The organism is Streptomyces sp. NPDC021356 (genome assembly GCF_040641015.1).
Taxonomy (GTDB): Bacteria; Actinomycetota; Actinomycetes; order Streptomycetales; family Streptomycetaceae; genus Streptomyces.
Genome location: NZ_JBFACU010000009.1, coordinates 189,908 through 206,558, shown reverse-complemented (window position 1 = coordinate 206,558; position 16,651 = coordinate 189,908). Strand labels below are relative to the sequence as shown.

Genomic DNA, 16,651 nt, shown 5'->3' with positions numbered 1-16,651 from the left:
GCCCGCCCGGCGACGGCGGGACGGACGCCGGACCTCCCGCCGATCGGGTGAGACAGGCGGGACCTACCGCACCGAGAAGCCGTACACCGTCTCCGAGCGGAACACCTCGCCCGGGCGCAGCGCGGTGCTCGGGAAGTCGGGGCGGTTGGGCGAGTCGGGGAAGTGCTGCGTCTCCAGCGCGATCCCGGCGCCGGGCGTGAACGGACCGGCGCTCAGCTGGCCGGCGGTGTAGAGCTGGAGGCCCGGCTCGGTCGTCGCCACCGTCAGCACCCGGCCGGACGCCGGGTCGTGCAGCTCGGCGACCTCCTCCGCCGCCCGGGTGACCCCCTTGTCGAGGACGAAGTTGTGGTCGTAGCCGGGGCCCGCCTCGCGCGCCCGGCGGAAGTCGAAACGGGTCCCCGTGACGTCCGCCGGGTCGCCCTTGGGGATCAGGTCCGCGCCGACCGGGGTGTAGCGGGAGGCCGCCAGGCGCAGTTCGTGCCCGGCCGCGTCACCCGAGCCCGCGCCGCCCAGGTTCCAGTAGGTGTGGTTGGTCGGGTTGAAGACGGTCGGCGCGTCCGTGACCGCCTCGTAGGCGATGCGCAGGGCGCCCGCCGCGTCCAGCGTGTAGGTCGCCGAGACCTCCAGCCGCCCCGGGAAGCCCTCCTCGCCGTCCGGGCTGGTGCGGGACAGGCGCACCCCGTGCTCGACCGGCGTCACCTCCCACACCCGCTTGTCGAAGCCGCGCTCGCCCCCGTGCAGCGAGTTGGCGCCCTCGTTCGGCGTGACCGTGTACGTCCGGCCGTCCAGCGCGAACCGGCTCCCGGCGATCCGGTTGGCGTACCGGCCGACCAGGGCGCCGAGATACGGCTCCGGATGGCTCAGGTAGCCGTCCAGGCCGGCGAAGCCCAGCACCACGTCCGCGGTGCGCCCGTCCCGGTCCGGGACCTCGACCGACTGCAGGATCCCGCCGTACGACAGCACCCGCACCCGCACCCCGGCCCGCTCCAGCGTCCAGCGGTGCACCGGCGTGCCGTCGGAAAGTGTGCTGAAAAGTTCGTTCATGGGGGAACCCTAGGTCACTGGCGCTCGGCGGTGACAGTGCGGTAGGCGATCTCCGCCAGCCTGGCCTGGCCGTTGCGGCTCGGGTGGAACCAGTCCCAGTGGCTGAGCTGCTTCGTATCGAACTGGTAGTCGAAGACCGCGTTGTGGTCGAAGCGGCAGCGGCGGTCCTTCGCGCACACCTCGGCCAGCACCTTGTTGTACTCCACCACCCGGGTCCGCACCGCGTCCCGCCGCTGGGTCGCCGCCGGGCCCAGCGCGTCCGCGTCGCCCAGCATCGACGGGCAGATGCCCAGCTTCCACACCTGCTTGCCCAACGCGTTCGTCCGGCCCTGGGACCACAGCCGCTTCAGGTCCGGCACGCTGGAGACGTACACCTCCGTCTTCGGCAGCGCCTGCCGCAACGCGTCCATCGCCGACTGGAACTGCCTGCGGAAGTCCGCTACCGACGTCATCTGGCCGGTGGAGTCGCGGCACGCGTCGTTGGCCCCGGCCATCACCGTCACCAGCTCCGGCCTGTGCAGCACCGCCTGCGTCATCTGGCCGCGCAGGTCGGCCATCCGGGACCCTGTCACCGCATGGTTCCAGCTGCGCTGCGCCGCGCCGGCCACCCCGAGCAGCCGCACCGCCAGACTGTCCACGCCCGCGTCGCTGCCCGTCGCCCAGGACACCTCCGGACAGTCCGTCAGCACCATGCACGCGTCGAAGCCACGGGTGATGGAGTCGCCCACAGCGGCGATGGAGTCCGGGCGGGTGTCCCACAGCGGCGACGTGGACGGGCTGGCGGGCCGGCCCCCGGCGTCCCGCTGCCCCGCCACACCGTCACCGAGCGTGTCACACCCGGCGACGGCCAGCACGGCAGCCGCCACGACGGCATGAGCGGCCCGCAGCCGGTGACTTCGCTTCCGCATTCCGGGTGTTCCCCTCGTCGTCGTGCGGTGGTCCCTTCAATGACAACGCCTGAGGGTTCCCAGCCTCACCCGAGGTGACGGCGCGCACCCGTACAAGCGTCCCCCCGGGTGAATGCGGGGTGTTTCCGGGCCCCGGGACCGACGGTACGTCACACTCCCCGGCCCCCAGCACGGTAGCCTCGGCCTCACGTGGCCGCCGCGCCACTGCCGCCCGCCCGCCCCCTGTCCCGCTCTGCCCGGAGGTCCCGGTGACGACACGTGGAGTTCTGTACGTGCACTCCGCGCCGCGCGCGCTGTGCCCGCACGTCGAGTGGGCCGTCGCGGGGGTGCTCGGCACGCGCGTCAGCCTGGACTGGATCCGCCAGCCCGCCGCTCCCGGCACCTGGCGCTCGGAGTTCTCCTGGCAGGGCGAGGCGGGCACCGCCTCCAAGCTCGCCTCCGCACTGCGCGGCTGGCAGCTGCTGCGCTTCGAGGTCACCGCCGAGCCCTGCGCCACCGCCGAGGGCGAGCGCTACAGCTGCACCCCCGACCTGGGCATCTTCCACGCCGTCACCGGCATCCACGGCGACATCCTCATCCCCGAGGACCGGCTGCGCGCGGCGCTCACCCGCTCCCAGCGCGACGAGACGGACCTGGAGGCGGAGATCGCCAGGCTCCTGGGCAAGCCCTGGGACGACGAACTGGAACCCTTCCGCTACGCGGGTGAGGGCGCCCCGGTCCGCTGGCTCCACCAGGTGGTCTGAGGACTCCGCCCCGACAAGCGCCCCGCCAGGGGCGGGAGCCGCGCGGACGACCCCCACCGGCCCGGCGGCCGGCCGGCAACCGAAGACGAACGGCGGCGGCCCGAACCCCACCGGGGTCCGGGCCGCCGCCGTGCGCATCAGATCGTGCGGAACGCCAGCACCACGTTGTGCCCACCGAACCCGAACGAGTCGTTGAGCGCCGCGATCCGCCCCTCGACGGGCAGCTTCCGCGCCTCCCCGCGGACCACGTCCGCGTTCGCCTCGGCCTCGGGGTCGATGTTGTCGAGGTTGATGGTCGGCGGAGCCACCCGGTGGTACAGGGCCAGCACGGTCGCCACCGACTCCACGCCGCCCGCGCCACCGAGCAGGTGACCGGTCATCGACTTCGTCGCGGAGACCGCCATGTGGTCCGCGTCGTCGCCGAACACCTTGCGCAGCGCCTTCAGCTCGGCGATGTCACCGGCCGGCGTCGAGGTGGCGTGCGCGTTGACGTGCACGATCTCGGCCGGGTCCAGGTCGTTGCGGTCCAGCAGGTTCTGCAGCGCGTGCGAGATGCCGCGGCCCTCGGGCTCCGGCTGCACGATGTCGTGGCTGTCGGCGGAGATGCCCTGGCCGACCGCCTCCGCGTAGACGCGGGCCCCGCGCGCGGCGGCGTGCTCGGCGGACTCCAGCACGAGCACACCCGCGCCCTCGCCGAGGACGAAGCCGTCCCGGTCGACGTCGTAGGGGCGCGAGGCGCTCTCGGGGTTCTCGTTGTTCTTGGACATCGCCATCATGTTGCCGAACGCGGCGATCGGCAGCGGGTGGATCGCCGCCTCCGTGCCGCCGGCGACGACCACGTCGGCGCGGCCGGTACGGATCATCTCGATGGCGTAACCGATGGCCTCGGCGCCCGACGCGCAGGCGGAGACCGGGGTGTGCACGCCCGCGCGGGCGCCCACGAGCAGGCCGACGTTGGCCGAGGGGCCGTTCGGCATCAGCATGGGGACGGTGTGCGGGGAGACGCGGCGTACGCCCTTCTCCTTCAGCACGTCGTACTGGTCCAGCAGGGTCGTCACGCCGCCGATGCCGGAGGCGATGACCGCACCGAGCCGGTCGGGGTCGACGGCGCCGTCGCTGCCGTCCTCACCGGCCTTGCCGGAGAAACCGGCGTCCTGCCAGGCCTCCTGGGCGGCGATCAGCGCGAACTGCGCCGAACGGTCCAGGCGGCGGGCCTGCGGCCGCGGAATGGTCTCGGTCGGTTCCACGGCGATCGGGGCCGCGATACGGACGGCCTGCTCGGCCGCCCAGTCCTGGGTCAGCGGCTTGACGCCGGACTTGCCGGCGACCAGCTTCTCCCAGGTAGAGGCTACGTCGCCACCCAGCGGTGTGGTTGCGCCGATACCGGTGACGACCACGGTGCGATTGGTCGGGCTCACGGGAATTCTTTCTCCAACGGGAACGAGGATCGGAAACGGCGCCACCGCCGGGTGGCGGGGCAGTCAGCCCACAGCAGTGATCGGTAGATCAGGCCTGGTGCTTGAGGATGTAGTCGGTGGCGTCCCCGACCGTCTTGAGGTTCTTGACGTCCTCGTCCGGGATCTTGACGTCGAAGCGCTCTTCGGCGGCGACGACGACCTCGACCATGGACAGCGAGTCGACGTCCAGGTCGTCGGTGAAGGACTTGTCCAGCTGGACGTCCTCGGTGGGGATACCGGCGATCTCGTTCACGATCTCGGCGAGACCGTCGACGATCTCCTTCTGAGTGGCGGCCATGTCGGCGCTCCTTCGTTGTGTTCCGTAAGGGTGTGGCGCCCGCCGCGGCAGCGGCAGGTGTGGCGGTGCCGTCCCGGACGCATGATCCGGCACGGAGTGCCTAGGGGAGGGTAACGACCGTAGCGGCGTAGACGAGACCCGCCCCGAAGCCGATGACGAGCGCGGTGTCGCCGCTCTTCGCCTCGCCGGTCGCCAGGAGCCGCTCCATCGCGAGCGGGATCGAGGCGGCCGAGGTGTTGCCGGTGGTGCGGATGTCACGGGCGACCGTGACGTGCTCCGGCAGTTTCAGCGTCTTCACCATCGAGTCGATGATCCGCACGTTGGCCTGGTGCGGGATGAAGACGTCCAGGTCGTCCGGGCTGATCCCGGCCGCGTCCAGCGCCTGCTGCGCGACCTTCGCCATCTCGAACACGGCCCAGCGGAACACCGCCTGGCCCTCCTGCGTGATCGCGGGGAACTTGACGTTGCCCTCGCTGTCGACCGGCAGTTCGGAGACGTCGCCGATCCTGAAGCGGTCCCACGGGACGGTCTGCTTGATCGTCTGGGACTTGTCGCCCTCGGAGCCCCACACCGTCGGGCCGATCGCCGGCTCCTGGGAGGGGCCGACCACGACCGCGCCGGCGCCGTCGCCGAACAGGAAGGCCGTCGCCCGGTCCTCCAGGTCGGTCAGGTCGCTGAGGCGCTCCACGCCGATGACGAGCACGTACTCGGCGGAACCTTCCACCACCATGCCCTTGGCGAGGGTGAGGCCGTAGCCGAAGCCGGCGCAGCCCGCCGAGATGTCGAACGCGGCGGCCTTGTCCGTGCCCAGCTTGTCGGCGATCTCGGTGGCGACGGCCGGGGTCTGGCTGAAGTGCGAGACGGTCGAGACGACGACGGCGCCGATCTGCCCGGCGTCGATGCCCGCGTCCGCGATCGCCTTGCCGGAGGCCTCGATCGACATGGCCGCGACGGTCTCCTCCGGCGACGCCCAGTGCCGGGTCTCGATGCCGGAGCGCGACCGGATCCACTCGTCGGACGAGTCGATCTTCTCGAGGATCACCTCGTTGGGCACCACGCGCGTGGGCCGGTAGCCGCCCACGCCGAGGATGCGCGCGTACGGGGCGCCCTTGCTGGGCTTGATCTTCGACATCGGCATGTTCGGTTCGGCTCCTTCGGGCGTCAGGCGGACGCGTGCTCGGTGATGAGCTCGCGGGCCTGGTCGAGGTCGTCGGGGGTCTTCAGCGCGAGCGTCCTGACGCCGGGCAGCGCCCGCTTGGCGAGACCGGTCAGCGTGCCGCCCGGGCACACCTCGATCAGCGCGGTCGCGCCCAGCTCCTGGAACGTCTCCATGCACAGGTCCCAGCGGACCGGGTTGGCGACCTGGCCGACCAGCCGCTCCACGACCTCGGCCCCGCTCGTCACGGCCCGGCCGTCCTTGTTGGAGACGTACGTGACCTTCGGGTCGCCCGGTTCGAGCGCCTTGGCGGCCTCGGCGAGCCTGTCGACCGCGGGGGCCATGTGGTGGGTGTGGAAGGCGCCTGCCACCTTCAGCGGCACGACCTTGCGCACGCCCTCCGGCTTGTCCTCGTTCAGCGCGGCGAGCTGCTCCATGGTGCCCGCGGCCACGATCTGCCCCGCGCCGTTGACGTTCGCCGGGGTCAGGCCGAGCTTCTCCAGGTGCGCCACGGAGACCTCGGGGTCGCCGCCGAGCAGCGCCGACATGCCCGTCTCGGTGACGGCCGCGGCCTCGGCCATCGCCAGACCGCGGCGGCGCACCAGGGTCAGCGCGGCGGTGTCGCCCAGCACGCCCGCGAAGGCGGCGGCGGTGATCTCGCCGACGCTGTGCCCGGCGACGGCATCGGGTGCCACGTCACCGAGCGCCGCGGCCGACAGGATCCCGGCGGCCACGAGCAGCGGCTGCGCGACCGCGGTGTCACGGATGGCGTCCGCGTCGGCCTGCGTCCCGTAGTGGACGAGGTCCAGGCCGATGGCGTCCGACCAGGCGGCCACGCGATCGGCGGCACCGGGCAGTTCGAGCCAGGGGGTCAGGAAGCCGGGCGTCTGGGCGCCCTGGCCGGGAGCGACGAGTACGAGCACTCTCACACTCTCTCTTGGGGACGGGCATGGCCGCCCGTGGGGACAGGGACGAAGAACACGAAGGGGTTTTGTTGACCCCCGACAAAAGGCTAGGCCTGGGGATCTCCGTCGGCCAGACGCCCCAGGATCAGCGCGATCCTCAGTGTGAACGCGGATCGTACATCGGAGGGGGACCATCCGGTGACGTCAGTCACACGTCGGAGCCGGTAGCGCACGGTGTTCGGGTGAACGAAGAGCATCCGGGCGGCGCCCTCCAGGCTGCTCGCCTGCTCCAGGTAGACACTCAACGTCTCCAGGAGCGCGGAGCCGGCCTCCTCCAGCGGTCTGTAGATCTCCTCTACCAGCTGCTCCCGCGCCCCCGGATCACCGGCGATGGCGCGCTCCGGCAGGAGATCGTCCGCGAGGACCGGACGCGGAGCGTCCTGCCAGGCGAAACAGGCTTTCAGCCCGGCCGCGGCGGCCTGCGCGGAGCGGGTGGCGGCCAGCAGGTCGGGCACGATCGGCCCGGCCACCACCGGCCCGGCGGCGTACGGCCCGATCAGCGACCTGGCGACGGCCAGCGGATTGTCGTTGCCGCCCGCGATCACGACCAGCCGGTCCCCGAGGACCCCGGTGAGGACCTGGAGCTTGGCGTGCCGGGCGGCCCGCCGGATGGCCTCCACGGTCAGCTCGGAGTCCCCGTCGGGAGCGGTGCCCAGCACCACGCACACGTGCTCGGGCGAGTTCCAGCCGAGCGCGGCGGCCCGCGACACGGCACCCTCGTCGGCCTCCCCGCTCAGCACCGCGTTGACCACCAGCGACTCCAGCCGCGCGTCCCAGGCACCGCGTGCCTCGGCGGCCTGGGCGTAGACCTGCGCGGTGGCGAAGGCGATCTCCCGGGCGTACACGAGCAGCGCCTCGCGCAGCACGGACTCGTCGCCGGGGGCGGCCACCTCGTCGATGGCGGACTCCATGACCTCGATGGTGGTCCGCACCATCTCCACGGTCTGCCGCAGTGTGATCGCCCGCGTCAGCTCGCGCGGCGCCGTCCCGAACACGTCGGTGGAGATCGCCTGCGGGGCGTCGGGGTGCCGGAACCACTCGGTGAAGGCCGCGATGCCCGCCTGGGCCACGAGCCCGATCCAGGACCGGTTCTCCGGGGGCATGGCCCGGTACCACGGCAACGTCTCGTCCATGCGTGCGATCGCCTGCGCGGCGAGCGACCCGGAGGACCTCTCCAGCCGCTTCAGGGTCGCGGAGTGCGGATGGGCGGGGCGGGGCGCGGCTTCGGGGCCACGGGATTCGGGTTCGGGCACGGGGACAAGACTGCCTTATCCGGACGTGCGTGCGTGCCGCGGGTCGGACTGGACGCCCGCACCCCGGTCGGCAGGGCCCCGCGGTCGGGGCCCGTGACGGCCTCCGGCGGGTCCGTGACGACCTACGGTGGGAACCGTGACGATCGACGTACGCCGCGCGGCGGACCGCTACCCGGGGGGCGATGAGGGCGCCGGGATCACCACCCGGCACGCCTTCTCCTTCGGCCCCCACTACGACCCCGACAACCTCCGCTTCGGCGCCCTGATCGCCTGCAACGAGGAACGCCTGGCCCCCGCCGCGGGCTTCGCCGAGCACCCCCACAGCCACACCGAGATCGTCACCTGGGTCGTCGAGGGCGAACTGACCCACCGCGACTCCACGGGCCGGGCCACGGTGATCCGCCCCGGCGACCTCCAGCACCTGTCCGCGGCGGCCGGCGTCCGCCACGTCGAACGCAACGACGCGGCCGGCCCCCTGACCTTCGTCCAGATGTGGCTGACCCCGCGAAACCCGGGCGGCGAGCCGCGCTACGAGGTCGTACGCGCCCTCGCGGACACCACGCCGTACGCCGTCCCGGAGGCCGGGGCGACCCTCCACGTCCGCCGCCTGGCGTCCGGAGAGCGCACGGCCCTCCCACCGGCCGCCTTCGTGTACGTCCACGTCGTACGCGGCGAAGTGGAGCTGGCGGGGGAGCGGTTGGGGGCGGGGGACGCGGCACGACTGACGGAGCCGGTCGGGGGCCGGGAGATGGTGGCGGTGGGGGACGCGGAGTTCCTGGTGTGGGAGATGAGGGCCGGCTGAGCGGACCGTGTTCCGCCAGGAGCGCCCGCCATCTCGGCGGCAAGCTCCGCGAGCTGCGCTTCGACCTCGACGGCAACGCCCAGCGTGTCACCTACTGGATCGCGCCCGGTCGCCGCATCGTGCTTGTGACGGTGCTCCGCAAGAACCGGATGCGTGAGACGGCGGAGGTCGAACGAGCTCAGGCCGCCTGCGAAGCTTGCCATGAACCGGCTGGCGAACACACCGTCTACAGTCGAGACGTGAAGAAGGAACTGCGATGGACCACGCCGAGTGGAAGACCCGCCGCCACCGCAGGCTCCTGGGTGAAGGAGCCGAGGACGATCCCGAGTACGACCGCCTCTACGAAGAGGCCGAACTGGCCCACGACCTCGGCCGGATGGTCTACGACCGGCGTACCGCCCTCGGTCTGTCCCAGACCGAACTGGCTGAACGCTGCGGCATGAAGCAGCCCCAGATCTCTCGCATCGAAGGCGGCGGCACCGTTCCGACCATTCCTCTTCTGCGGCGTCTCGCGCACGCCCTCGACGCCGATCTGACGATCAACCTGACCCCCCACGGCAACGCCGCCTGAGAGCCGGCGCCCTCAGCGCAGCTCCCCCAGCACCCCGTCCGTGAACCCCGGCCACGCCTCGATCGCCCACGGCCCGAAGGCGCGGTCGGTCAGGGCGACGCAGGACGCGCCCGCGTCGGGGTCGGTCCACAGGAACGTACCGGACTGGCCGAAGTGGCCGAACGTACGGGGGGAGGAGTAAGTGCCCGTCCAGTGGGGGGACTTGGCGGCGCGGATCTCGAAGCCGAGGCCCCAGTCGTTGGGGTTCTGGTGGCCGTAGCCCGGCAGGACGCCCTTGGTGCCGGGGTACTGGACGGTCATCGCCTCGGCGACCGTGCGCGCGTCGAGCAGGCGCGGGGCCTGCAGTTCGGCGGCGAAGCGGAGGAGGTCGTCGACGGTGGAGACGCCGTCCTTCGCCGGCGAGCCCTCCAGGGTGGTCCGCGTCATGCCCAGCGGCTCCAGCACCGCCTGGCGCACGTACTCCGCGAAGGGGATCTCCGTCGCCTTGGCCACGTGGTCGCCGAGCTGTTCGAAACCGGCGTTGGAGTACAGCCGCCGTTCGCCGGGCGGGGCCGTGACCCGGTGCTCGTCGAAGGCCAGGCCGGAGGTGTGGGCGAGGAGGTGGCGGACCGTGGCCCCGGGCGGGCCCGCCGGTTCGTCCAGCTCGACCGCGCCCTCCTCGTACGCGACCAGGACCGCGTAGGCCGCCAGCGGCTTGGTCACCGAGGCCAGCGGGAAGCGGTGCCCGGTCGGGCCGTGGGTGCCGGCGATCGTGCCGTCCGCGCGGACCACGCCCGCCGCGGCGGTGGGTACCGGCCAGTTCTCGATCGACGCCAGGCTGTTCAACGACATGGCCCGAGCCTACGACGAGGAGCGGGCAACTCCTCGGGTGGGGCGCCGGGCGGCCCCGCGGCGGGGCCGTGCCCGGCTCGGCGGCGCCCTCGCCCGGCACCCCTCAGAGCCGCAGTTCCAGCAGCGGGTCCGGCTTGGGCAGGAAGCCCAGCGAGGCGTACAGCGGCGCGGCCTGCGCGGACGCGGTGAGCTGGACGCGCCGCGCACCGCGCTCGCGGAACCACTCCAGAAGTGTCTCCATGCACGCGCGCGCGTACCCGCGTCTGCGGGCGCCGGGGTCGGTGGCGACGCTGAACACGAAGCCGACCGTGCCGGTGGGGTCGGCGGCCCTTCCGATCCGGTACTCGATCGTTCCGGCCACCAGGGCCGCGAGTACCCCGGGCCGCTCGGGGTGGTCGACGACGAAGGCCGCGAAGTCGCCGTCCGGCGCCCCGAGGCGCGACCGCAGGGTGGGCAGGGACTCCGTGTGCCACTCGGTCGACCGGTCGGCCCGGAACATCGAGTCGATCATCACCTGGCGCAGCCGCAGCACTTCCTCGGCGTCCGCGGGCTCGGCACGTCGTACGAAACTCATGACTGCGCACGCTAGTCACCGCGGCCGGGGCCTGTCCCGCGCTTTTCCACGGAGTCGACGGGTCCTCCTTGCCTGGAGTGCACTCGAAGGCCATAGCGTTGGGACCATGACGGTGACGCAGACCATGGCCGTGGACACCCGGGACACGCAGCAGCCCGAGAGCGCCCCCACCCGAGCCGACCTCTGCTCCGGCCCGCCCCGGCGGCATCCGCGCCCCGACGGACAGGACAGCTACACGATCAGCGAGGTCGTCGCCTTCACCGGGCTGACGGCCCACACGCTGCGCTGGTACGAGCGGATCGGGCTGATGGCGCACGTCGACCGCTCGCACACCGGGCAGCGCCGCTACAGCAACCGCGATCTGGACTGGCTGGACCTGGTGGGCAAGCTGCGGCTGACGGGCATGCCGGTGGCCGACATGGTCAGGTACGCGGAGCTGGTGCGTGAGGGCGAGAGCACGTACGGGGAGCGGTTCGAGCTGCTGGAGGCGACCCGCCGGGACGTCCTGGCCCGGATCACCGAACTCCAGGACACCCTCTCCGTACTGGACCGCAAGATCATGTTCTACGCCGAGGCCGGGAGCCGGGCCCGCTGAGCGTGTGGGCCCCGCTGAGCGTGCGGGCCTGCTGAGCGCACCGGGCGGTCTGCCTTAACCCACCGGCGGCGCAGGGTGTTCACAGCTCGGCGAGCAGTTCCGCCTTCTTGACCGCGAACTCCTCGTCCGTCACCAGCCCCGCCTGGTGCAGCTCCCCGAGGTGGCGGATCCGCTCGGCGATGTCGGCGGGGTCGCGGCGGCCCGCCGTGAGGGACAGGGCGGGGGCGGGCGCGGCCACGCGCACGGCGGCCAGCACAGCCGCCGCGAACGGCAGCGACTCGTGCACCGGCCCGTACCCGAGCCCGAACACGACCGCGGCCGGATCCTGGTCCGGCTGCGGGGGCGGGGCGGCGCCCGCATCGCGCCGCAGCAGCCGCAGGTGCCCCTCGAACACCTCCGGTGAACGCCACTGGACCCCGCCCAGCTCGTCGACGGGGAAACTCTGGTCGCCGGCCTTCCACTTCGTCGACGACGCCCCCGTCCACGACCAGCGGAAGCGGACCGCGCCGCCGTCGAAGGACGCCTTGCCGTCGTACGCCTTGAACTGGAGCGGCGGCTCGGGCGCGGCCACCAGGTGGTGACCGGCCGGCCCGCTCCCGGCGAGCCGGGCGCGCAGTTCGCCGGCGTAGTGCTCGGCGAGCGACTCGCGCTCGGCGGGCAGCACCAGCCGGTAGGGGTCCGAGCCCTCCTTGAGCTGGCCGTCGGCCGCGTCCATCAGCGGGTCGGCGCCCGGTCGCGGCTCGGCGCGCAGGACGACGGTCCCGCGCCGGCCGGGCGTGAGCGTCACCGACGCGAGCGCGGCCAGCGGAACGCGGCGCTCGCCGAGCGCCTGGAAGAGCTTCGGTGTCCGTATCCCCCGTTCGTAGCGGATGAGCACGGAATCGGACTCGAACTCCCAGGCAGCATGAAATCCGGCCAGTACGTCACCCATGCGGCTCATCGTAGGCGGCACGAGCTGCTTCGTCCCTCCTCGCGCGGACCGCACTTCCTGCTGTCTCTACGCGCGTCCGGCCGTCGTCGTGCCGGGCAATCCCGCCCGGCACCCGTCATTGTCATGGGCGCACTGCACGGACCCGTACGCCCCCACGCCGATCTCGGCGAAGTTGGCCAGGCTGTCGGTGCCCGGCTCGAAGTAGCCCGCGTGGCCCTCGGCCCCGTCGGCCGACAGCACCCGGGCGCCGAACGCCGAGGAGACCGGGTCGGCGCCGTGGCCGAGGCCGCCCAGTTCCAGGTACGGCACGTCCCGGATCCAGTCGGTGGCGTCCCGCATCGCCCATACGTGGGCCGAGGTGTGCAGGTGGGAGGCGCGCGCCGCGCGCATGCCCGGGCTCCCGGCGACCGCTATGTCGGAGACCCGGCCGGGCAGGGCGTGTGCGGCGACACCGCAGAGCACCGAGCCGTAGCTGTGGCAGAACAGGGCGACGGGCGAGGTGCCGGGCAGCCCGCGCAGCAGCCCGTTCAGCCGGACGGCACCCTCCTCGGCGCGCATGGCGGTGGCCGCGTCCACGCCGATGCCGCTGGGCGCGGTGTAGTCGGCCCAGGCGATCACGGCCGTCCGGGTGCCGGGGTCGGCGGTGTGTTCGGCGGCGAACAGCGAGCTCGCCATGCCGTACGGCGCCGAGTAGGGGCGGTAGGTCTTGCGGAACGTGATCAGGTCGGTGTCGACGCCGGGGACGACGACGGAGATCCGCCGGGCGCGCGGCAGGTCCCCGAAGACCTCGGCGACGCGGCCGGAGCCGGCCGGGTCGAAGGCGAGGATCTGGCGGCCCGGGGTCATCAGGTTGGCGAAGCGGTGCATCCGCCGGTCCGCGGCCTGCTGTCCGACGGGGGAGAGCCTGTTGTCGTGCGTGCGTCCCCGCTCGATGTCACGCGCCTGGCCGAGCGCGATGCGGTTGGCCAGGTAGCGCAGCCGGACGGGGGCGCCGTTCATGTTGCCGACCGCGAGCGGGTAGCGGTGGGCGAGCCGGGCGCCGTCCTGTGCGGTGAGCGAGGTGAAGAAGCGGGTCAGCCGGGCGGGGTCGGCGTCCGGGTCCGGCAGCCGGTGCCCGTGCAGGCGGCCGTGGTCCCAGGCGGACAGGGAGGCCTGGAGGGCGGTGGTCCCGCGCTGGTGGCGCACGGCGGTCCAGCCGGTGGTCGCCAGCATCACGAAGACCACGGCCAGCGCGAGCAGCGCGCGCCAGACGTTGAGCTGCGGGGAGGTCTCGAAGGAAGTCACTGGGAGGACACACTAGGAGAACGAGAGGGTCTCGCGTCAATCGAGTGATGGGGATCACGTTTCGTGTGGCGTGACGAAGTTCTCCGGCCGTACACGTGTTCAAGATCGGTGGCGCGTACGGCAGTTCATGATCCGCCGCTCAAGTGGCGTCCGGCGACGGACGGGTGGTGCGCCAGTTCCCGGTCAGCGCCGGTCCCACCTGATCGAGGTACGTGGCCGTGAGCGCCCGGATCGCCTCCAGGCTGAGGTCCGGGCCCGTGCTCCACTGACGGCCCGTCACCCGCATCGCGCCGCCGAAGACGGCCACCAGCAGGCGGGGGCGCGGATCGGTGTCCACGTCGAGCCCCTCGCGGGCGGCGAGCAGCCGCGCGATCTGCTCCTCGGTCTCCACCGAACGGCGCAGGTGCGCGGCGAGCAGGGCGGGTGTCGACTCGATCACCTGGAACATGCGCAGGTACAGCTCGAGGGGTACGACGCTCAGCACGGCGTCGCTGATCGTCTCCCAGCCCTCCAGGACCGCCCGGCGCAGCGCCTCCAGCGGGGCCTCCCGGGCCGGGCGGGCGCGCAGCGACTCGACGAAGTGCGCCTCGACCATGTCCTGCACGGCGAAGGCGGCCTCCTGCTTGCCGGGGAAGTAGCGGAAGAAGGTGCGCTGCGAGACGCCGACGGCCTCCGCGATCTCGTCCACGGTCGTCCGCTCGTACCCCACGGTGGTGAACAGCTCCAGGGCGGCCCGCAGCAGGGCGTCCCGGGTGCGTTGCTTCTTGCGCTCGCGCAGCCCCGGCCGTGGTGCCGCCTCGGCGGTCCCCGCCGTCTCCATGTACCTCTCCGGACCTCTCCTGCGAACTGTTTCCCCAGTTCAGCCTATAGGAGGGTGACGTGTCAGTTACCGACTTGTGAATTGGTTTGTCATTTGTCAGCGGCTGACATTAGCCTCGAATGTATGACTAGTCAGACCACCGTCGACACGACAGGGCCGGGGGACAAGGCGTCAGCCCTGTCGGACCCCGCACCGGCCAAGGGGATGCGCGGACACCCGTGGTTCACGCTGATCACCGTCGCCGTAGGGGTCATGATGGTGGCCCTCGACGGGACCATCGTGGCCATCGCCAACCCGGCCATCCAGAAGGACCTCAAGGCGAGCTTCGCCGACGTCCAGTGGATCACCAACGGCTACTTCCTCGCGCTCGCCGTCTCCCTGATCACCGCGGGCAAGCTCGGTGACCGCTTCGGGCACCGGCAGACCTTCCTGATCGGCGTGACCGGCTTCGCCGCCGCCTCGGGCGCCATCGGCATGTCGAACAGCATCGCCATGGTCGTCACCTTCCGTGTCTTCCAGGGCCTGTTCGGGGCGCTGCTGATGCCGGCCGCGCTCGGCCTGCTGCGGGCCACCTTCCCGGCCGAGAAGCTCAACATGGCCATCGGCATCTGGGGCATGGTCATCGGCGCCTCCACCGCGGGCGGCCCGATCCTCGGCGGGGTCCTCGTCGAGCACGTCAACTGGCAGTCGGTGTTCTTCATCAACGTGCCGGTCGGCGCCCTCGCCCTCGTCCTGGGCACGCTCATCCTGCTCGACCACCGGGCCGAGAACGCGCCGCGCTCCTTCGACGTCCTCGGCATCGTCCTGCTCTCCGCCGCGATGTTCTGCCTGGTGTGGGCGCTCATCAAGGCGCCGGCGTGGGGCTGGGGCGACGGCACGACGTGGGCGTTCCTCGCCGGGTCCGTCCTCGGCTTCGCGCTGTTCGCGTTCTGGGAGACGCGGGTCAAGGAACCGCTGATCCCGCTCGCCCTCTTCCGTTCGGTGCCGCTGTCCGCGGGTGTCGTGCTGATGGTCCTGATGGCCATCGCGTTCCTCGGCGGCCTGTTCTTCGTCACCTTCTACCTGCAGAACGTGCACGGGCTGAGCCCGATCAGCGCCGGTCTGCACCTGCTGCCGCTCACCGGCATGATGATCGTCGGCTCGCCGCTCGCGGGCGCGCTGATCACCAAGGCGGGCCCGCGCATCCCGCTGGCCGGCGGCATGGCCCTCACCGCCGTCGCCATGTTCGGCATGTCCACCCTCGACACGGGCACGGGCAGCGCCACCATGTCGCTCTGGTTCGCCCTGCTCGGCCTCGGCCTCGCCCCCGTCATGGTGGGCGCCACCGAGGTCATCGTCGGCAACGCGCCCATGGAGCTGTCCGGCGTGGCCGGCGGTCTCCAGCAGGCCGCCATGCAGATCGGCGGCAGCCTCGGTACGGCCGTGCTGGGCGCCGTGATGGCCTCCAAGGTCGACAACGACCTCGCCGGCAACTGGAAGGACGCGGGGCTCCCGCCGCTGACCGCCGCCCAGTCGGCGCAGGCCTCCGAGGCGGTCCAGGTCGGCGTCGCGCCGGTGCCCAAGGGCGTTCCGGCGGAGGTCGCCGCGAAGATCACCTCCGTCGCGCACGACACGTTCATCTCCGGCATGAGCCTCGCCTCCCTGGTCGCCGCCGGTGTCGCGGTGGTGGCCGTCCTGGTGGCACTGCTCACCAAGCGCGGGGTCAACGCGGAGGCGGGCGCGGGCGTCGGGCACATCTGACCGGTGCGGGCGGCCGCGGGCGGATGCGGACCGGCGCGGACCGGGGCCGCCCCGCGGTTCCCCTATCAGGGTGACCGCACCGCGGAATCGTCGCCTCCGTACGCGGCCTCAGGTGACAGTGGGTCAAGTCCTCCGCAGGGGAACGGGGGTGACGGCCGCGGCGCGCTGCTGGAGGGGGGCAGCGCGCCGGCGGCCGGCCCGGTGCGAACGGCGGTGCGATAGCCGGCCCGGATGGGGGTACCCGCCTGGTGAACCCCGATGGAACTCCAACCCGACCCGGGGTTCAGGGAGTTGATGATGGCGGGCTTCGGACACGGAACGCGCGGGTACCCCCGTTCACGGGGCCGGATGTGGCATCGCGAAGGGCCGGACCGCGCAACGCTCGGAATCATCGGAACCGTCTGCGCGGTCGCCGGCTTCTTCGCCCTGGGCATCGTGCTCGGCCCGGTGGCGGTGGTCTGCGGATGGCTGGCCATGGGGCGCAGCTGGACGGGCGCGGGCCGCTCGGTCCCGGCGCTGGTCGCCCTGGCGCTCGGCGCCATCGACACGCTCCTGGCCCTGGTCGCGCTCGCCGGAGCGGCGACCTGGGGCCACGGCGTGCTCTGACCGGCCGACCGGTCCCCGCGCGGAACGGATGAACACCGAAGGGGCGGTGGAGCGTTTTGCTCCACCGCCCCTT

Annotated in this window: 18 protein-coding genes and 1 pseudogene; 7 read left to right on the top strand and 12 right to left on the bottom strand. The window is 72.4% G+C overall.

The window, feature by feature from the left end; translation table 11 throughout:
- Positions 1-63: 63 nt before the first annotated feature.
- Both AB0G56_RS14715 and AB0G56_RS14710 read right to left on the bottom strand, forming a co-directional pair.
- On the bottom strand, positions 64-1,044 hold the full coding sequence (locus AB0G56_RS14715) for an aldose epimerase family protein (RefSeq protein WP_360968856.1): 981 nt from the start codon (positions 1,042-1,044) through the stop codon (positions 64-66).
- Between the two features lie 14 nt (positions 1,045-1,058).
- Entirely contained in the window at positions 1,059-1,952 is an 894-nt protein-coding gene (locus tag AB0G56_RS14710) for an SGNH/GDSL hydrolase family protein (RefSeq protein ID WP_360968853.1), read from the bottom strand.
- Between the two features lie 248 nt (positions 1,953-2,200).
- On the opposite strand from AB0G56_RS14710, the gene AB0G56_RS14705 reads away from it, so the two are divergent.
- Positions 2,201-2,695 carry a DUF3145 domain-containing protein gene (locus AB0G56_RS14705; protein WP_360968850.1) on the top strand — a complete coding sequence of 165 codons (495 nt, stop codon included), beginning with the start codon at positions 2,201-2,203 and terminating at the stop codon, positions 2,693-2,695.
- A 137-nt stretch (positions 2,696-2,832) separates the two neighbouring features.
- On the opposite strand, the gene fabF is transcribed toward AB0G56_RS14705, so the two are convergent.
- From fabF to fasR, 5 genes are all read right to left on the bottom strand, one after another.
- The gene (fabF, locus tag AB0G56_RS14700) at positions 2,833-4,113 is read right to left on the bottom strand and encodes a beta-ketoacyl-ACP synthase II (protein ID WP_360968847.1); all 1,281 of its coding nucleotides are present in this window, start codon (positions 4,111-4,113) and stop codon (positions 2,833-2,835) included.
- A gap of 88 nt (positions 4,114-4,201) precedes the next feature.
- Positions 4,202-4,450 (bottom strand): acyl carrier protein, encoded by a 249-nt coding sequence (locus AB0G56_RS14695; RefSeq protein ID WP_360968844.1) that lies wholly within the window; start codon positions 4,448-4,450, stop codon positions 4,202-4,204.
- Positions 4,451-4,550: 100 nt separating this feature from the next.
- Positions 4,551-5,582, bottom strand: a complete 1,032-nt coding sequence (locus AB0G56_RS14690) for a ketoacyl-ACP synthase III (protein WP_360969130.1) — start codon at positions 5,580-5,582, stop codon at positions 4,551-4,553.
- 29 nt (positions 5,583-5,611) lie between these two features.
- Entirely contained in the window at positions 5,612-6,529 is a 918-nt protein-coding gene (locus AB0G56_RS14685) for an ACP S-malonyltransferase (protein WP_360968841.1), read from the bottom strand.
- A gap of 89 nt (positions 6,530-6,618) precedes the next feature.
- Entirely contained in the window at positions 6,619-7,824 is a 1,206-nt protein-coding gene (fasR, locus tag AB0G56_RS14680) for a fatty acid biosynthesis transcriptional regulator FasR (RefSeq protein WP_360968839.1), read from the bottom strand.
- A 142-nt stretch (positions 7,825-7,966) separates the two neighbouring features.
- On the opposite strand from fasR, the gene AB0G56_RS14675 reads away from it, so the two are divergent.
- From AB0G56_RS14675 to AB0G56_RS14665, 3 genes and pseudogenes are all read left to right on the top strand, one after another.
- The gene (locus AB0G56_RS14675) at positions 7,967-8,626 is read left to right on the top strand and encodes a pirin family protein (protein WP_360969127.1); all 660 of its coding nucleotides are present in this window, start codon (positions 7,967-7,969) and stop codon (positions 8,624-8,626) included.
- Between the two features lie 26 nt (positions 8,627-8,652).
- Positions 8,653-8,877, top strand: a pseudogene (locus tag AB0G56_RS14670) (type II toxin-antitoxin system RelE/ParE family toxin); the annotation flags it as partial.
- 5 nt (positions 8,878-8,882) lie between these two features.
- A complete protein-coding gene (locus tag AB0G56_RS14665; RefSeq protein ID WP_360968836.1) occupies positions 8,883-9,197 on the top strand; it encodes a helix-turn-helix transcriptional regulator in 315 nt (104 codons plus the stop codon).
- A gap of 12 nt (positions 9,198-9,209) precedes the next feature.
- On the opposite strand, the gene AB0G56_RS14660 is transcribed toward AB0G56_RS14665, so the two are convergent.
- Positions 9,210-10,028 carry a serine hydrolase domain-containing protein gene (locus tag AB0G56_RS14660; protein ID WP_360968833.1) on the bottom strand — a complete coding sequence of 273 codons (819 nt, stop codon included), beginning with the start codon at positions 10,026-10,028 and terminating at the stop codon, positions 9,210-9,212.
- Between the two features lie 103 nt (positions 10,029-10,131).
- Positions 10,132-10,602 (bottom strand): GNAT family N-acetyltransferase, encoded by a 471-nt coding sequence (locus tag AB0G56_RS14655; RefSeq protein ID WP_360968830.1) that lies wholly within the window; start codon positions 10,600-10,602, stop codon positions 10,132-10,134.
- Between the two features lie 124 nt (positions 10,603-10,726).
- On the opposite strand from AB0G56_RS14655, the gene AB0G56_RS14650 reads away from it, so the two are divergent.
- On the top strand, positions 10,727-11,197 hold the full coding sequence (locus tag AB0G56_RS14650) for a MerR family transcriptional regulator (RefSeq protein WP_360969124.1): 471 nt from the start codon (positions 10,727-10,729) through the stop codon (positions 11,195-11,197).
- A gap of 79 nt (positions 11,198-11,276) precedes the next feature.
- Here AB0G56_RS14650 and AB0G56_RS14645 read toward each other — a convergent pair whose 3' ends face one another.
- The 3 genes from AB0G56_RS14645 to AB0G56_RS14635 form a co-directional block, all read right to left on the bottom strand.
- The gene (locus tag AB0G56_RS14645; protein ID WP_360968827.1) at positions 11,277-12,128 is read right to left on the bottom strand and encodes a DUF4429 domain-containing protein; all 852 of its coding nucleotides are present in this window, start codon (positions 12,126-12,128) and stop codon (positions 11,277-11,279) included.
- A 66-nt stretch (positions 12,129-12,194) separates the two neighbouring features.
- On the bottom strand, positions 12,195-13,412 hold the full coding sequence (locus tag AB0G56_RS14640; protein WP_360968825.1) for an alpha/beta hydrolase: 1,218 nt from the start codon (positions 13,410-13,412) through the stop codon (positions 12,195-12,197).
- 139 nt (positions 13,413-13,551) lie between these two features.
- Positions 13,552-14,232, bottom strand: coding sequence for a TetR family transcriptional regulator (locus tag AB0G56_RS14635; protein ID WP_360968822.1), 681 nt, complete (start codon positions 14,230-14,232; stop codon positions 13,552-13,554).
- A gap of 123 nt (positions 14,233-14,355) precedes the next feature.
- On the opposite strand from AB0G56_RS14635, the gene AB0G56_RS14630 reads away from it, so the two are divergent.
- Together AB0G56_RS14630 and AB0G56_RS14625 are read left to right on the top strand one after the other, a co-directional pair.
- Positions 14,356-15,972, top strand: a complete 1,617-nt coding sequence (locus AB0G56_RS14630; RefSeq protein WP_360968819.1) for an MFS transporter — start codon at positions 14,356-14,358, stop codon at positions 15,970-15,972.
- Between the two features lie 297 nt (positions 15,973-16,269).
- Positions 16,270-16,578: a small hydrophobic protein gene (locus tag AB0G56_RS14625; RefSeq protein WP_360969121.1), complete on the top strand. Its 309-nt coding sequence runs from the start codon at positions 16,270-16,272 to the stop codon at positions 16,576-16,578.
- Positions 16,579-16,651 lie beyond the last annotated feature (73 nt).

Coding starts and splice junctions, on each gene's coding strand:
- AB0G56_RS14625 (WP_360969121.1), top strand. CDS start 16,270: ATGGCGGGCTTCGGACACGGAACGCGCGGGTACCCCCGTTCACGGGGC.
- AB0G56_RS14655 (WP_360968830.1), bottom strand. CDS start 10,602: ATGAGTTTCGTACGACGTGCCGAGCCCGCGGACGCCGAGGAAGTGCTG.
- AB0G56_RS14710 (WP_360968853.1), bottom strand. CDS start 1,952: ATGCGGAAGCGAAGTCACCGGCTGCGGGCCGCTCATGCCGTCGTGGCG.
- AB0G56_RS14695 (WP_360968844.1), bottom strand. CDS start 4,450: ATGGCCGCCACTCAGAAGGAGATCGTCGACGGTCTCGCCGAGATCGTG.
- AB0G56_RS14645 (WP_360968827.1), bottom strand. CDS start 12,128: ATGGGTGACGTACTGGCCGGATTTCATGCTGCCTGGGAGTTCGAGTCC.
- AB0G56_RS14690 (WP_360969130.1), bottom strand. CDS start 5,582: ATGTCGAAGATCAAGCCCAGCAAGGGCGCCCCGTACGCGCGCATCCTC.
- AB0G56_RS14650 (WP_360969124.1), top strand. CDS start 10,727: ATGGCCGTGGACACCCGGGACACGCAGCAGCCCGAGAGCGCCCCCACC.
- AB0G56_RS14630 (WP_360968819.1), top strand. CDS start 14,356: ATGACTAGTCAGACCACCGTCGACACGACAGGGCCGGGGGACAAGGCG.
- AB0G56_RS14715 (WP_360968856.1), bottom strand. CDS start 1,044: ATGAACGAACTTTTCAGCACACTTTCCGACGGCACGCCGGTGCACCGC.
- AB0G56_RS14665 (WP_360968836.1), top strand. CDS start 8,883: ATGGACCACGCCGAGTGGAAGACCCGCCGCCACCGCAGGCTCCTGGGT.
- AB0G56_RS14660 (WP_360968833.1), bottom strand. CDS start 10,028: ATGTCGTTGAACAGCCTGGCGTCGATCGAGAACTGGCCGGTACCCACC.
- AB0G56_RS14635 (WP_360968822.1), bottom strand. CDS start 14,232: ATGGAGACGGCGGGGACCGCCGAGGCGGCACCACGGCCGGGGCTGCGC.